This is a genomic window from Caldivirga sp. UBA161 (assembly GCF_002506515.1).
GTDB lineage: Archaea > Thermoproteota > Thermoprotei > Thermoproteales > Thermocladiaceae > Caldivirga.
Map to the genome: position 1 here is coordinate 1 of NZ_DAXS01000013.1, position 16,070 is coordinate 16,070.

Annotated in this window: 11 protein-coding genes, 1 tRNA gene and 2 pseudogenes; 8 read left to right on the top strand and 6 right to left on the bottom strand. The window is 42.0% G+C overall.

The window, feature by feature from the left end; all coding sequences use genetic code 11:
• Positions 1–618 (bottom strand): annotated as a pseudogene (locus BP896_RS01545) (alpha-mannosidase); the annotation flags it as partial.
• A 95-nt stretch (positions 619–713) separates the two neighbouring features.
• On the opposite strand from BP896_RS01545, the gene BP896_RS01550 reads away from it, so the two are divergent.
• Complete coding sequence (locus BP896_RS01550; protein WP_291764939.1) at positions 714–1,718, top strand: ABC transporter transmembrane domain-containing protein; 1,005 nt, start codon at positions 714–716, stop codon at positions 1,716–1,718.
• 364 nt (positions 1,719–2,082) lie between these two features.
• On the opposite strand, the gene BP896_RS01555 is transcribed toward BP896_RS01550, so the two are convergent.
• Positions 2,083–2,211, bottom strand: a complete 129-nt coding sequence (locus BP896_RS01555; protein ID WP_291764941.1) for a hypothetical protein — start codon at positions 2,209–2,211, stop codon at positions 2,083–2,085.
• A gap of 92 nt (positions 2,212–2,303) precedes the next feature.
• Positions 2,304–2,389, bottom strand: a tRNA-Ser gene (locus BP896_RS01560).
• 467 nt (positions 2,390–2,856) lie between these two features.
• Between BP896_RS01560 and BP896_RS01565 the strand changes: the two genes are divergently transcribed.
• On the top strand, positions 2,857–6,903 hold the full coding sequence (locus BP896_RS01565) for a hypothetical protein (RefSeq protein WP_291764943.1): 4,047 nt from the start codon (positions 2,857–2,859) through the stop codon (positions 6,901–6,903).
• 125 nt (positions 6,904–7,028) lie between these two features.
• On the opposite strand, the gene BP896_RS01570 is transcribed toward BP896_RS01565, so the two are convergent.
• The 3 genes from BP896_RS01570 to BP896_RS01580 form a co-directional block, all read right to left on the bottom strand.
• On the bottom strand, positions 7,029–7,454 hold the full coding sequence (locus BP896_RS01570) for a hypothetical protein (protein ID WP_291764944.1): 426 nt from the start codon (positions 7,452–7,454) through the stop codon (positions 7,029–7,031).
• Positions 7,455–7,932: 478 nt separating this feature from the next.
• Positions 7,933–8,514 carry a phosphatase PAP2 family protein gene (locus BP896_RS01575; RefSeq protein ID WP_291764946.1) on the bottom strand — a complete coding sequence of 194 codons (582 nt, stop codon included), beginning with the start codon at positions 8,512–8,514 and terminating at the stop codon, positions 7,933–7,935.
• Between the two features lie 51 nt (positions 8,515–8,565).
• Positions 8,566–9,807, bottom strand: coding sequence for an NOP5/NOP56 family protein (locus BP896_RS01580; protein WP_291764948.1), 1,242 nt, complete (start codon positions 9,805–9,807; stop codon positions 8,566–8,568).
• Between the two features lie 495 nt (positions 9,808–10,302).
• Between BP896_RS01580 and BP896_RS01585 the strand changes: the two genes are divergently transcribed.
• From BP896_RS01585 to rpl2p, 6 genes and pseudogenes are all read left to right on the top strand, one after another.
• The gene (locus BP896_RS01585; RefSeq protein ID WP_291764951.1) at positions 10,303–10,782 is read left to right on the top strand and encodes a hypothetical protein; all 480 of its coding nucleotides are present in this window, start codon (positions 10,303–10,305) and stop codon (positions 10,780–10,782) included.
• Positions 10,779–11,087 carry an NADH-quinone oxidoreductase subunit K gene (locus BP896_RS01590; RefSeq protein WP_291764954.1) on the top strand — a complete coding sequence of 103 codons (309 nt, stop codon included), beginning with the start codon at positions 10,779–10,781 and terminating at the stop codon, positions 11,085–11,087. Before BP896_RS01585 ends, BP896_RS01590 begins: the two co-directional genes overlap by 4 nt.
• Positions 11,084–12,550: a complex I subunit 5 family protein gene (locus tag BP896_RS01595; protein ID WP_291764957.1), complete on the top strand. Its 1,467-nt coding sequence runs from the start codon at positions 11,084–11,086 to the stop codon at positions 12,548–12,550. Before BP896_RS01590 ends, BP896_RS01595 begins: the two co-directional genes overlap by 4 nt.
• Positions 12,543–14,516: an NADH-quinone oxidoreductase subunit L gene (locus tag BP896_RS01600; RefSeq protein WP_291764960.1), complete on the top strand. Its 1,974-nt coding sequence runs from the start codon at positions 12,543–12,545 to the stop codon at positions 14,514–14,516. Before BP896_RS01595 ends, BP896_RS01600 begins: the two co-directional genes overlap by 8 nt.
• Positions 14,509–15,843, top strand: coding sequence for a proton-conducting transporter membrane subunit (locus tag BP896_RS01605; protein WP_291764962.1), 1,335 nt, complete (start codon positions 14,509–14,511; stop codon positions 15,841–15,843). Before BP896_RS01600 ends, BP896_RS01605 begins: the two co-directional genes overlap by 8 nt.
• Positions 15,844–15,903: 60 nt before the next feature.
• Positions 15,904–16,070: pseudogene (gene rpl2p / locus BP896_RS01610) on the top strand (50S ribosomal protein L2); the annotation flags it as partial.

The following is a 16,070-nucleotide window of genomic DNA, read 5'->3' on the forward strand; positions in this document are numbered from 1 at the left end:
CCTCAAAACACCAAGAGCCTCATCAAAATTACCGCCACTTGATTCAGTGTAGACGTTATCTAAGTCCTGGGTTATGGTTTGGTTAATCCTCTCACTCCAAGGCATTCCATAAAGCTCAGCGGTGAGTATTAACTGCTCCCTTGAGACGCTTGTGAAGGGAACCTTCTTGAATGCCTCAGTTAAGGCTTTAAGTAACTCAACCTTAACAGCATCATCATTAATACTCCTAGCTAATTCAAGAACACTTGAGGCGTAGGCCCAAAACCTTAAGGCAGAGTAATCCCTAGTAACCAGGTAAGGTTTACCGGCGTTAATGCCTACCAATTCACCGAAGGCAGCGTAGGGGGTGAATTCAGCCTCCACTATATGTGAACCACTGGGTAAGGGGATGGCCTTATGGTAGCCATCTAACTCAAAGTAGGGCCTACCATCAAGCCTAACCAAGGCACTACCCTTATAACCAATAACAATTAATTCACTTGAATTACCGGCATTAACGCTCAACTTAAATTTCCCATCACCAACCGTATCCCAGTTAAGTGGCTTTATGTTTCGGAATGAACTAGCCATTACGAAAACTAACCTTGCACTGAGTTCCTCAATTGTCCTAGTAACCATACTGGGTGCATAAGCATTACCTTAAAAGCTTAATCTCATTTTAAACGCTGGTTAACCTCAAGGTATTTAAACGCTTATTAAGTACGCTGTAATCTATGAAGCTGAAAATCACTGAGGTACTTGACTTAACCTGGAGGTTTTACAGGAGGTACTTGTACTCATGGGAGATTAACTCAGGCTTTATTGTGGCCTTCATAGCCTTCGTGCTTAGGGCTATTGCATCGGGTTCACTAATGCCCCTTGCCTTAACCAGCCTAGTTAATTCACTGGAGACTTCTGCCTCAGGAGGTTCATTAAGCATGAGGGAGGGTGGCATAATGAATGCAATATTAATGATACTGGCAACCACAATAATATATGCAGCCACTGAGTGGTTGTTTAGGCCTTTTTGGAACACTGTAACTAAGGCTATTGTTAATATTAAGAATGGAGTTATAATGGAGTTAAATGGTTCCAGGAACCCAGTTAATGTAAATGACATGGTCGGTAGATTAGCTAGTGATGTTGACTTCGTAATGTGGAACATTGGAGGCATGTACACTACATTTACACCTAACATTCTGACAACTGCAGTATCGCTGGCAACAATATTCCAGTTAAACCCAATCATGGGGGCCATGGCTATTGCTGCAACGCCGTTCTCACTTCTAATAATGGAACCATACATAAAGGGTGTTGAGGAGGCTAGGCAAGTGGAGAGGGGATCCTATAGTGAGGTTATTCACCTAATTGATGAATACTTTAAGGGTAATGCGGAGCCAGGTCAGATAAGGGATGCATTAAATAAATGGTATAAGGGTATGAGTAAGCAAATCTTCTTTGATAGAACCTATTGGTCCTCATCGCTTGCCTACAGCTACATAGTGCCATTGCTTTTAACAATATTTGGGATACATGAGGTTGAGAAGGGGAAGTTACTTGTAGGTAACCTAGTTGGTATAGTTTACGCAAGCCTAAACGTCTACTCACCGTTAATAAACGCATTATGGGGCCTATGCGTGCTGGGTCAAAACATAGTTCCAATGCGTAGAATAATGCAATTAAGCAGCAATAAGGAGAATAATGAGGAAGCAGCTGCCACAATGATCTCCTCCCCTTAAGTACATTAATCAGCCACTGGATTATCTTCCTAAATACTACTAAATATTATTATACTCATTATTATCATGGCTAACATTATGTGGGTAACCAATATAGGCCTCATTAATGCTTAATNNAGCCCCATGAGCGTTTAATGAATATGAGCTTGAGGTTTAGGCTGCTTATGGTTACCGTAGGGCTGTTTCATTGTTTACCGTGAGGCTTGCCTTCATGCCTAGGCACCTCCCTGGTGCTATTGTTGGCTTTAGTGGTGCTGATTATGAGCTTCTTGGCTATTACAATGATGACGCCACCATACCCGGCAACTTAATGATTATCCTCTACTATCATCTTCACGGTGACGTTGAGTTACGGCACAATCATTTACATATCATTCCCAGTAAGCATAATTAATGAAGCGTTGAGCACATTCTCGAAGTTGCCAAATCCGAATAATGCAATGATAATGGGTGTTACGTTAACGTAATTCCCCTCAATCAAAGCCGCTGACACAGCCTATGAAGCTGGCTTCCTAATAATACACCTAACGCCTAATGATGCTGGCTATTGTCATAGCCCTGATTGTTGAGGGACCTTAGGCATGATGCCGGGGCCGGGATTTGAACCCGGGCCCCCTTGCGGGGACGGGATCTCCAGTCCCGCGCCTTGGACCAGGCTCGGCCACCCCGGCTATATTGTCTTACTGAAACTTGGTCATATAAAGTTTTCCCATCATTAACTCCTTAACCTTAACTTAGTACTACTGTACTTACGCATGAAACATGTAACTCATGTTAATGATACATGAAGCTGAGGCGTTATTTCCTACACTAAACTTCTCAAAGTATTATCTAGAAGTGAAGTTTAATTTCAAGCTAATTAAATAGCTCTTGAATAATGCACATTCCTAACCAAACTTTACTGACTTATGGTTTCATTAATTATAATTACTGCATTACTTGCATAACTGTAGTTACTTTATTTAAGTTAAAAAGGAATTTGAAAGATTTTGCTAATTTACTTTATACAGAAAAGTTTATTAATATACATTTTTATTAAATCAAGTGAGTCGCATGATTTCACGAGGAGTTTTAATTGAACAGTAAAAAATACGGTAAACTTACCTTAGTAATCCTATTAACAGTTACCTTCATTATCATGCTTAGTATTAATAATGCTTTAGCTTTAGGTCAAAATTCACCTGAAAATGGAGTGTCAGCACCAAAGGAGTACACCATAACATTCACTGAATCTGGGCTACCCCAGGGTACCCAATGGTCCATAACCCTTAATAATGAGGTTACTGAATCCTCCAGCGGTAATTCAATAGTTTTCTACGTTAATAATGGCACATATGACTTTAGCGTTAGTTCAATAAATGGCTACTCAGTTTCACCATCATCAGGTAGTGTGACGGTTAATGGTGAAAACGTAACAGTCCCAATATCATTCACCGCTGAGACTCATTCAGTAACATTCACTGAAACCGGATTACCTACAGGCACTAAGTGGAGTGTTACGTTAACATTCACAGTGACTATCAAGGGTACACCACATACCAGTAGTTGGACCGAAAGCTCCACGGCTAATAAAATAGTGTTCAATAACTTGGTTAATTGGCAATACGGCTACACAGTATCAAGCAATGGCTATGTGGCCTCACCCTCAAGTGGCTCAGTGAGTGTGAGCAATAATAATCCCACCGTGTCAATCGTGTTTAAGCCCGCTAAGTATGAAGTTTGGTTTATAAGTAACTCGGACTCATGCTCATGGACTATCACGCTCATTAATGGCAGTGGAAAACTTTACGGTTCACCACACCAGCTAGCTAATGGTTCATACGCCTTAAGCCTCACCCTAGCCAACGGCAACTACTCCTGGAGTCTGATTCAAACCCCACCCAAGATCTGCGGTTACTTAGATTTACCACGGGGTGGAGTAGTTAAGGTTAATGATAGTGACACCTCAGTTCACATAAGTGAAATCCCAGCTAACCACTATGTTATCTTCATTGAATCTGGTTTACCTCAGGGCATGGGGTGGAGTGTGATGCTTAATGGAACAACAATAAACTATGATGCCTTCAACTCAAGCGATACCGATGAGATAACCTTCACTCTGCCTGAAGGTACTTATAAGTATTGGGTTAATGCAGGTAATAATTACTACGCCATCAATGAAACTGGGGAAATATACATTGGTGGTTCATTGAATAACGGGTATAGCCTATTTGAAACCTTTAATATAGTATTTAAGCATTCGGCATTAAGCATATACTCACAGTACTCAGGCTACTTCTTCACTAATTTTAATGAATCAAATACATTCTACGTTAATGCATCGTATAGTGGCCTAACACCAGTTAAGGTTAATGGTTCAATAGGTAATCTAATCCTTGATTTCACCTATAATAAGACTATTGGCCTTTGGCAAGCGGTGGTGAATGTAGGTGATCTGCGGCCTGGTGTAAATGAATTAGTGACTTACGTAACCTATAAGGCAGGTAACAACTTGATTACATTCACTAGGAATTACACCATTACTGTGGTTCAAGTACCATCCCTAATGGTTGCATTAAGTGGGAAATACTCCTTTACGTTTCAGGACGCTGAGGTGACGAGTAGGGTGACGTTTAAGAACCAGGGTAATTCACTTTACGGTAACTCATACACGGTAAGCTTAACCGTTAACGTTACGTGGAGTCCATTCGACGAGGATGTAAGCACTGATTACGTTGGCGGTAACCTTAATCCAATGCCCATTGAATTTAATCTTGCCGTAACCTTAAGCTCAAGGGGCAGTATGACTATTAATGGGACACTTTCACAAAGCCTGAACGGTAGTATAGCCTCAGTTAAGGTTAATGAACAATTAGCCGTATCAGCAGTAGGTAGCTTAAGTATTAATTACACTACATGGAGCATTAAACTCAATGATATTGATGTTGAAATCGCTGCATCAATATCAGGTTCATACATAATACCAACCCCATGGAGTATCAATATTAATCTCGCCGGCTACAGCATCAACATAGGATTAACAGTAACCTTAACAGTGAGCGCTAATGCCAACGTTAACGTTTACTTAACCCCAACCAGTAATCCATCAGGTGAATTATTCAGTGGAATACCGTTAACTGTTGGTGAAATTGAGGGCTCAGTGAGTGTACCATTCACTGTGAGTGCAGCATTAAGTGGCGAATATAATGGCATCGGCTTCTCCACCGGCTTAAGTGGTACTGTTACAGTGGGTATTGGGCTTCAGGCAGGTAGTAGCATAGTTAGGGGAGGTAACTTAACCGGTGTTGTTAAGGTTTTTGGTTCACTTAACTTAGTTTGCTTCAGTGAAACCTTCACGTTTAACTTACTGGGGCCTGGAGTCATATACCAGTGGGGTAACCCAGATCCAGTGATTGACAACACTAACGCTCCTACATCATTATCATTAAGGCCAATGAACATATGTGGCCTTAAGCCTAAGCCCAATTCACGCCAGAGTGGTAGCGGTGACCCAATTACTTGGATTAATGGTTCAACCCTCGGTACATTGGTTAATGGATTACCATTCGGTTACGGTTACTCAGCAGCATCAGTAGGTAATTTAACATACGTTTACTACACTTATGCACAGGGTGATGCGGCTTGGATTAATGGTTTAATCCTTAACAATACGGTAGCCACTCAAGCCCCGCTACCTAACATACATTCCCTTGGGGTTGCTTCACCATTCGCATTCGTTACTAATGATTCATTAATAATGCTGTGGGACTCTGTGCCAGTGGCGTCAAACTATACGCTAAGTAACTTAACCATAGTGCTTCAATATTCTAGGCTAATTAATGGGAAGTGGATTAAGCCAGTTAACGTAACGGGAAGTGGATTAGCATTATCATACTTCACTGATGGTGATTACATCTACGTAATATGGAGTAGGGGATTCAATTACTCAAGCACATTAATCCTAACCTATAGCCTAAGTAGCCTTAAACCAGTGGTAAATTACTCGATTCCAGACTTATACATGATTTACGGTGCATGGCATGGTGTAATCATTGTGAAGCTACTTAATGGTTCCCTAATACTCATTAAGAATAGGTCAATAATTCCTCTAGTTAATGCAACTGATGCCGGTTTCAATAATGGGGAATTCTACATACTCTTCACTAATGAGACTCTTAGGCTCACCGGTATTATTAATGCATCAATGCAATTACCGAATGGTATTAATCTAGTTTACCCATTGATTAAAGGCGGTAAATTAATTATTGCTGCAGCATCAGTTAATAGGTTATTCACGTACCTATGGAATGGCTCCCTGATTAAACTTAGGAGCGTTCCAGTGGGATTAGTAATTAGCCTTGAGGCTGCCGCCAGTGGTAATCACTTATATGCAATAGCTTCAAACGCCACAAAGTACTTTAATGAATCAAGCCTAACCGCATTAATTCAACCCCTTGAGATTAATGAACCATTAATAAGTCTCAATGCTACTCAATCATCAGTGAGGATTAGTTGGATTATTAATTCCCCGGAATATTATAATGTTTCGAACGTTGTTTTAAGTGAGTTTCTTAACGGATCACTAGTAATGAGGAATACCACTGATTACAATGGGTTATTAATGATACCAATTAATGAACCTGGAACCTACACCTTTACTGTGATTGAGTATTCGCCGCTTGGTTCAGGGGTAGGCGTTAGTAATGTAACTTACCGTGAGGTTACTTTTAAGGCCAGTGGTTTACCCAATGGTAAGGAGTGGGGTGTTGAATTAGGTGGTGTAACTAAGGTGAGTAATACAAGTAAGATAACGTTCCTACTACCCGCTGGGGTATATGAATATGTCATTCAAACACCAGTTAACTATACAGTGAATCAAATACAAGGTTCCATTAACGCATCTGTGAACACAATCATTAACATTGATTTAATTAATGAAGTTAAAGCACCGATTACGTTAACATCAGTAAGCACAGCCACAAGCACCATAACATACACTGCTACGGTTACTTCAACCATAACCACCATTTCAACACTAACCACCACCTCAGTGAGCATAATGACTAGTACCGTAGCCAGTACGTTAACCCTAATGAGGCAGGTTATGGGTAATGGCCAATTCACAGTAATTTCAGTATCAATTATGGTAATCATAATTATAGTAGTGCTGATATTAAGACATAATAAGTCTAATATTAATAGTTAATCAGATTAATTCATAGTTTAAATCTAAACATTTATTTAACTTATGAAAATAAATCATACCTAATACATTACCTAGTTAATATCATAAACTCAATTTAAGCCCCTAAGGTGCATTTAATGCTCCGGTTAAGTAACCTTAATTGAGCTTAAGTACTCATTAACACACGCTATGACCGCCTTACTGTACCTATCCAAGAAGGACTGGCCCTTAAGCCTTAGGTTAGGTTCCGCTTGAGTTAAGGCATTCTTAACGACCCTACTTATCCTCTCTGCATCAAGTGTACCACTGTACTTAGCTAGTATGGGTTTAATGCGCTCACAGTCGCCAGCATTCTCAAATACCTCCCTAAGTTCACTTAGCAGCTTCTCCTTAGCAGCCTCAACCTCAGTCCAATGTATTAGCTTTCCATTAACCTCAATGTACCCACTTGGCACCAGGTTAGGTACCCACACGTACCCGCATTCGAGGCACTTCAGTTGGAATTGACCACCGGCAATTATCCCGACCTTGGTTGAGCCGCATTTAGGGCATCTTAACCCCTCCCTATGCATTAGTTTTTAACTAAACTAAAGATTTATAAAACACTAACCGATGCAGTAACTGGACCAGGCTAAGAGGGGTATGATCCCCCCTATGAAGCCTGGGGACGAGCCGCGGGGCTTGTAATGTTCATTCCAATTATGCATAAGTCCCCTACCACATTATTTAAGCCTAAGTACAGTACTATTCAGGGCTAGTAAAGTACTGGCCTCCCCGCCTTGAAGGAGGTGAGGCACCGAGGTCTCAGGTTACCCCACTTTGATGGGTGCCACTGGATAGGGTATTATGACTCACGTCCTGCCGTTCTGCATTGCTGCATAGGCAATGTAGGCTCCTAGCCTTGAACAGCCGTAGTCAAGTAGAGTGAGTGGCCCTCAATGTATCAACGCATTTGCGCAGCACCTCCGAAAAGTGAAAGCGAATTTGAAGAGGGGGAGGCCATTCCATTGAAGTAGTGTAGTCCAGCGTTCACACTGTATGGTGGAGCCCCTAGAGTAATGTGATTAGAATTGGGGTTAATGTGATGGCAAGTAGCCCTGAGGTTAACCCAAGCAGTACACCGCCTATTACGTCTGTTAAGTAATGTGCATTTAAGTAAACCCTAGATGCAGCCACCAGTATTGCCTCAGTTAAGAGTATTAATGATACAGCCTTATTAAGAACCATGAGTACTACTAATGCACCACTAAAGGTCACAGCAGCATGGCCACTGGGGTATGAGAAGCCGCTGGCTGCAAGTATTGGCTTACCGTAGCCGACCTCGTAGGGTCTTCGGCGCCTCACAAGTAACCTAGTTACTCCACCAATAATGTAGGCCAACGTTATTGATAATGTTAACTCAGTGAAGGGAACCCATAGCCTCAATACCAGTAGCCCCAAATCCACGAGGCCCCATGTGTAGAATCTACCGTACCTAGTCAATAGTATTGCAGTATAGTCCAATGGCCTGGGCCTATTAATGCCTGTAATTAATGAAGCCACTGCTGAATCAATCCTATTAATGGGTTTAATGTACACCATCAACGTAATGGCTACGTAAGCTAATCCAGTTGCTAATAATGCATAATACATTATTGGCTTAACCCAGGGGAGTATATAGGTATTATCTTAATTTAAGGATTCTTACTTTTTACCGGGTTTTCTCTCAGGTTTACCATGAGGCTTAGCCGCAGGTTTAGCTGCTGGTTTCCTGGGGGGTGGCTTGGCGTAAATTGTCTTAACCTCCTGAACCCTCCTCATGAACTCCTCCTTAAGCCTAGGTGCAATGAAATTGCCTGTGAATACATCAGCCTTAGCCGCTATGGCTAATTTAGCCGCAAGAGCCCTCGCAATCTTACCCCTCTGCCACCTTGGTGCTCTAAATATGTCCGGGTACTGGAATATTACACCATGCTTAGGCGGCCTCCCCCTACCCCTGAGTGCTCTGAATAATGCCTTCTCAGCCCCTAGGACTTGAATTGTTGATGCAGGCATTAGAGCCAGCTTCATTAAGCTTCCAGCTAATGCAATTAACCTAGCACCAAGTAGTGAACCCGCAAGTTCTCTAATATTTGGTGCAACATCCTTCATTGCATCATCAATGTACTCAGTTAAGTTCTCCCTAATGGTCTGCATATCTAGGTAAAGCTTAGCTAACGACCTAATCTGCTGGAGATCCCACTCAACTATTGATGCTCCAACACTCTTAGCGGCAGCCTCAGCAATCCTACTGGCCCTCTCCTCACCGAGTTCAGGTAGGGCCTCCATTATCTTACTCTTAGTGTAATTGGACCTATCCCCAAGCTTATAAACTAGCGCAGCGTATTCATTATTATTCCTCGTTAGGTTCTCTAACTCGGGGAAGTGTATCCCGTACCATTCCCTAAGCCTAGAGGCTACTAGGTTAGATACCTTATCCAAGTCATCCACTGAATTTATTGCCTGGGCTATGAATAAGTCCCTCCTCTCCGCCGCCTGCTTTAACTTTAGCCTTGTTTGAATTACTGAAACCTCATTAACCCTCTTAATGTATTCAATGGGCTCAATCCCGTAAATCTCCTTAAGGTATTTGCTCCAAAATTCCTCCCTAAATAACCTCCCTACCTTAGTGGGTAATTCAGCCTTAATCTCAATACCTTTAATTATGTTGGTCAGGTTCCTGGCTAATTCCTTATGCTCCACGTAAACTGTGGAAACCCCCGCCTTGGCTAATCTATTAATGAAACCCACTAACTCATCGGTGGGTTTACCAACCTCAATGTTATTAAGCATGTTAGCTATCCTTTGGGCGTCATAATCATACACCAGCTTATCCACCACTGAGCCATCATCCCTAAGCGCAATTATGCCTAAGGCATCCAACACTAGGTATACTGTGGAACTCACATACACACTTAATTAAGGGCATTATTAAATATTATGCCTAATGGGTGAACCATAGTGGCCTTCACCATTCTCGTAACCGTAGTAAACTACTCAACACGCTTTCTCAGCATTCTTCATAATGATGATTACCTGTACTTACTTTAAGAATAATGCAGTTCAACACTGTACTTACTCCATTAACATGATTATGAGCCATATAATAGGGTAGAATTATGATTCATGCTTACTACTCCTATTTTAATACGATACATATATAGTATTATAGTGTACTCACTATTTCTACCATAATTATGCTTTACTAAATGTAGTGGAATTAACCATAGTAGTAAACTTATTCCTTTAAATAAAACGTATTTCAGCATTGTTATTGGGAAATACTTAAAAACAAATATCGTGATGGCCATATTATGCTCAGTAATGATCAATGCCAAATCTTTAATGTAGAAAGAAGCCTAGAGGCAATTAATTTAAGTAAAGTAATTGGAGGTGATGAATGTGACTGATGTTGGGCTAGCCCTAGTGGTTGTTGAAGTTTTAGTAGTGATCTCATCACTGGCTGTACTATTAACCAAGGATAACTTATACTCAGCCCTATACCTAGCCCTTGCCTCAGGCCTATCTGCAACAGCATTACTGTTAATGAACGGTGTGCTCCCCTTTGTGTTAATAGTAATGATTTACGTTGGTGCAACAATAACAATAACCATAGTGCTTGCTGCAACCTACAGGAGGCCTGTGGCATACACTGGTGTTGAGGGTAAGTGGATTGGCGTTGCTTTAGTAATAGTGGTGTTATCTCTAATAGCCCTTAAGTCAGTCTACTCAACTCCACTGCAGCCTGCTAGCCTAAGTCCAGCCCAATTAGCTCATGATGTATTAAGCAGTGGTATGACTATGTTACTTATACTACTGGTATCATTCCTATCCATGGTGATGGCTATAACAATAAGGTATCTGAAGGTGACCCAGTCATGATTGGCGAGGCCTTATCCCTAATAGCCACAGCCATACTAATACTATCAATAGGCTTAGCGGTAGTTATTAATTCAAGGGACTTAATTAGGCTATTAATAGGCCTTGAGTTAATGTTTAACTCAGTCTTCCTAACAACAGTAGCCCTGTATGTTTATCAACCCTACTTGGCGTTCATTGTAGTTACTATTAGTGTAATCACCTCAGCTGCTGAATTCATAGCCTTAATAACAGCAATCTTAACAGTGGATAAAATGAGGAGGAACATTGAGACAAGGAGTATTTTAGCTGGGGGTGATAAGGCATGATAGTTCACATGGATCCAATCCTCATATTCTCACTATCACTTCCAATTGCGGCAGTTATATTAACTGCAGTTCTAAGTAAGCGTGCATCTCTTTATACTGCTGTAATATCATTTATACCGTTAATAGCCTACTCACTATATGGCATATTCGCTAACCTTGATTACCTGGTTCCATTAGGTAATTTACCAAGCCCAATAGGCGGCATGTACCTTATTAATGATGGCTTAAGCAACTCATTTGGATTCACTATAGCCTTAGTCACCGCTATGATATCCATTGTTTCAGAACCATACATGGAGCATAGGTTCCGTGCATTAGGCATTAAGGAGGAATTCAACATATATTACCCATTATTCATACTATGTGGCATATCAATGGAGTGGATAGTGTATGCATATAACCTACTCTTAATGTACATAGGCCTTGAAGTATCCTTAATATCATCATTCCTCCTAATATACTTCTACGGTTATGATGGCTATGGGAGGACTAGGCAGTGGATAGGCTTACTATACTTCGTCTACACTCACATCGCCAGCGTACTATTCCTAATAGGTGCAATTATGGTTGCATTAACCAATGGGACAATGAACCTAGCTGCCATAAAGTACGTGCCGCCTGTGGCCTGGGCCCTAATACTAGTAGGCATGTTAATAAAGCTGCCAAGCTACGGCCCACACGTCTGGTTACCTTGGGCGCACGGTATGCATCCCACACCAGTTGCGGCATTAATAATATCGGTCGTTGGCTTAGCATCATACATATTAGCTAGAATATATTTAATATCCCCATATTTCATAGAATCCATAAGGATACCACTACTTGCCTACGCAATAATAGGCGGCATACTGGTGAGTTTTGCAGTGTTTAGGCAGAGGCATAGTTACAAGTGGTTGTTGGCGTATTCCACGGTGGCTAACATGGCTTACCTACTAGCTGGATTAACACTAGGTACATACGGTATAGTGGGCTTAACATTACACTTCATCGCCCATCAATTAGGTAAAGCAGTGCTCTTCATGACCGCTGGGGCAATCATTGTTCAATACGATGTACTAGATATGTCAAAAATGGGTGGGCTCCAGAACTATATACCATCAATAGGTGGTGCAGCGTTACTTGGTTGGATGAGCTTGGCAGGCATATTCACTGTTGGGTTACTGGGTGAATTCTTCCTATTCCTGGGTTTATTGACAACACTTGGCTTCAGCCTAAGCACACTATGGGCATTCGTGGGTTTAGCATTCCTATTCCTACTAACTGGAACCTACGGCTTCTGGGCGTTGAAGGAGGTCTTTTATGGGCAGCCTAGGTGGCCTTACACTAAGACTAAGCCAAGCAATAAATTAGTGGTGCCACTGTATGTGCTCGGGTTAACGAGCGTTATACTATTATTCCCACCTATATCAACAACATTGGTTCACTCAATACTAAGTGCAATATGGGTGATAACTCATGTATGAGTCCATTCTTCCCGCCTTAATAGCCCTAATGACCCTAATACCTATACTGTTTGCCTCACCAATATCAGTGTACTGGTCCATTGAGCAGGATAACCGTAAAGCACGCCCACTGGAGTACCTAGCGGTCATTGGGCTTGGTGTAGCGGCATTGGCGTCAACATACATAGCGGTTGCATACCCAATGAGGGCCATTATTTACACATACCCATGGATATCGGTACCAGGAGTATTCACAATGCATGTGTCATTTATTGTTGACTTCCTGAGTAGGTACATGGGATTATTAACCGCCTGGTTAGCCTTCATAATAGGTGTATACAGCCTAGAGTATATGGCTAATGATTATAGGCTTGGCTGGTTCTGGTTCTTCTACAACACCTTCGCAGCATCAATGCTGCTACTCGTTTATTCAAATAACCTACTCCTAATGTTCATAGGGTGGGAAGGGCTTGGGTTAAGTTCATGGGCATTAATAGGTAATTGGTTTAAGGATGATGATGAAATAACCTTCGTTGGGAAACTAGGCGACACAGTGCTAGGTAAACCAGCATGGACTACGCCATCCTACGCAGCCTATAGGGCTATAGTTACAATAAGGTTTGGTGATATGCCCATGTTAGGTGCCTTAGCGGCAATAGGGATATTTGGGGGTAGCCTAGACTTCAACATGATAAACTGGGGGCACTTAACAAGCGTATTGGGTACTATTGGAACAGCCATAGTTCTCATCGCCTTCCTACTGGGTCCATTCACTAAGAGTGCGCAATTCCCATTTAATGACTGGCTCCTCACAGCTATGACTGGCCCAACAAGTGTTTCCGCATTACTTCACTCAGCCACAATGGTTGCTGCAGGTGTTTACGTATTCATGAGGCTTACCTTATCCCTATATGGTGCAGGGGTATTAACATCAAGTGGGGTTCTGTTAACTTACCTAGTGGTTATTTACGTTGGCTTATTAACAGCACTGCTTGGTTCATTATTCGCCTTAGCCATTGATGAGAGGAAAGTTATCTTAGCTGGCTCAACAATGGCGTCACTGGGTTTAATGATGGGTATAACGGCTGCTACACCTTACTTAAGCAGTGTTGTAACTATTGGTGAGTATGTACTTCCCGCAGCAGTACTAGTTGCCTTCCTATACTTAATAATTCATGCATTATCTAAGGCTACATTATTCCTAGTCAGTGGCCACCTGATTCATGAGACTGGGACTAGGTTTAACGTGGGTGATGTTGAGTTAGCTAAGAGGATGAAGCTAGCCTTCTACTCAACAATAGCAGCAGCAATAACCCTGGGAGGCGTTCCACCATTAGCTGGCTACTGGATTCACGCCTCAATGGATGAGTTAGTCTCCAGTGTAAGCCAAACAGTGGGCTGGGGATCATATACCCTACTGATACTTACTAGCATAGCCTATGTAGCCTTCCTAGCTAGGTTCACCTCCCTAAACTTCATTAAGGGAGGGAGAGTGGAGCATAAGGAGCCTGGGCACGGTGGATTACTTATGGCTATTTCATACGCCTTAACAGCCACTGTAGCCTTAGCCACAGTGGCAGTACCATTCACCATACATGCACCATCAATATTGGTTGAACCGGGTTATGACGCCTACGTAGTGGGTATTGGCGTATTCCTCTGGGTAATCTTCATTACTGCACTCATTAAGCCGAGGGCACCATCATTAAGTAGTTTAACAACTATTTTTGAACGCAGGTATTACTTGCAGGCATTCATGGATGTTATCTTAGCAGGCTTTGGGAGGGCCCTCATAGAGTTCGCTTACTTAATAAGCCATGGTATTGATGTGCTCTTCAACACGCTGATACCATCATTATTCACAGGCTTCTCAAGGGTTATTAGGAGGGTTCAGGTTGGTTTACTGAACCAGTACATTAGGTATATTTACTTAGCAACAGTGGTAATGCTAATAATAGTGCTAATACTGGTGATGGTGTATGGTTGAGTACATTGAAGTAATAGTCTCATCAGTAATAGGAACAATACTGGTTACAGCTGCATTACTGGCGTTTAGGAGGGAGGAGTATGCTTGGATACCTGCAATAATACTCCTACTACCTGACCTATGGGTTAACATCAACTACATGGTTTACCCAATACTAATAGACATAATTGTGGTGGGTAATATACTGTCCCTTAAGGTGTTGAGTAATAGCCAATACAGGGGGCTTGACTACGCACTAATGACTATAGTAGGGTTAGTGAGCTCATACGCCCTCTATGTACCGATTAGCTCCAGTGCAGTGGATATAGCCTCATACTTCGGGTTCCTACTGGGCTTATTCATGATAATAAGCGTAGCATCATACTTCATAATACAGATTGGCGCTAAGCCTGAAAACATGGATGCTGCCATTAAGGCCATAGTAGCCTTCGTCATAGCCACAGTACTCTTCTTCACTGGTTCAGTAGTACTACTGTCGGCGTACTTCATTGGCTCATCACTACCATTATTCATGCTAGGCTACACCCTAGCCCTACTTGGGGTGATGCTTGAAGTTGGTGCGGCACCAATGCACATTTGGGTGCCTGACGTATTCACTGCAGGTGACCCAATCCCAGTGTCAGTATTAGCCTCAACGATTAAGATAATGCCAATTATAGTCCTAGTTAAGTTAATGTACCCAATCCTAACAAGCCTAGGGGGCTTCTACGTGAGCTACACATTCTGGTTAACGGCAGTGATGTCAGCCTTAAGCATGTTGATTGGTAATGTAGGTGCATTAACCTCCAGGGAGCCTTCAAGGGTCCTAGCATACTCCAGCATAGCTAACATGGGTTACATACTTGCAGCTGCAGCAGCCTTAATTAATGCACCAGCAATAGTCCCTCAATCAAGCCAAGTTCTCACATATGCCTTAGCTGGATTAATAATGCAGCTTGTGGTTAACGCGGCAGGTAAGATAGGTTTCTTCACGATAATTAAGGGTGATTATAAGGGCAGCATCTACAGTTACCTGCTTGGACTATCATTCATAGGTACGCCGCCGCTCCTTGGATTCTGGAGTAAATTATTCATCATAATATCACTGGTTTACCTAGGGCCAATGGGGCTCTGGTTAGCTGTATTCCTAGTAATTAATTCAGTAATATCAGTACCCTACTACGTGAGGTTATCAAGGGACTTAAGCCTCAAGGCCCCCTCCGGAATGGTACTCTACACTGTGGCATTAATGACTGCCGTAATGCTGCTTGGCATTATAATACCAATACCAGCATTAATAGTATCATCATCAAAGGGCCTCCTAAGCTACCTAAGCCCACCACCGTAAGCCAAATTAAAAGAGGCGTTAATTTTTAAAAAGCCCACATTTAGTACTTCCTGATAATTAATGGGTAAGAAGATACTGGTGCAGAGGGCTGGTAGAGGTGGTTCACAATTTAGGTCACCCAGCTGGAGGAGGGTTGCACCGCTTAGGTATGTTCAATTCAGTGAGGATCAATTGAAGAACACCATTAGGGGGATTATTAAGGAACTAGTCCACGTCACAGGTTTAAA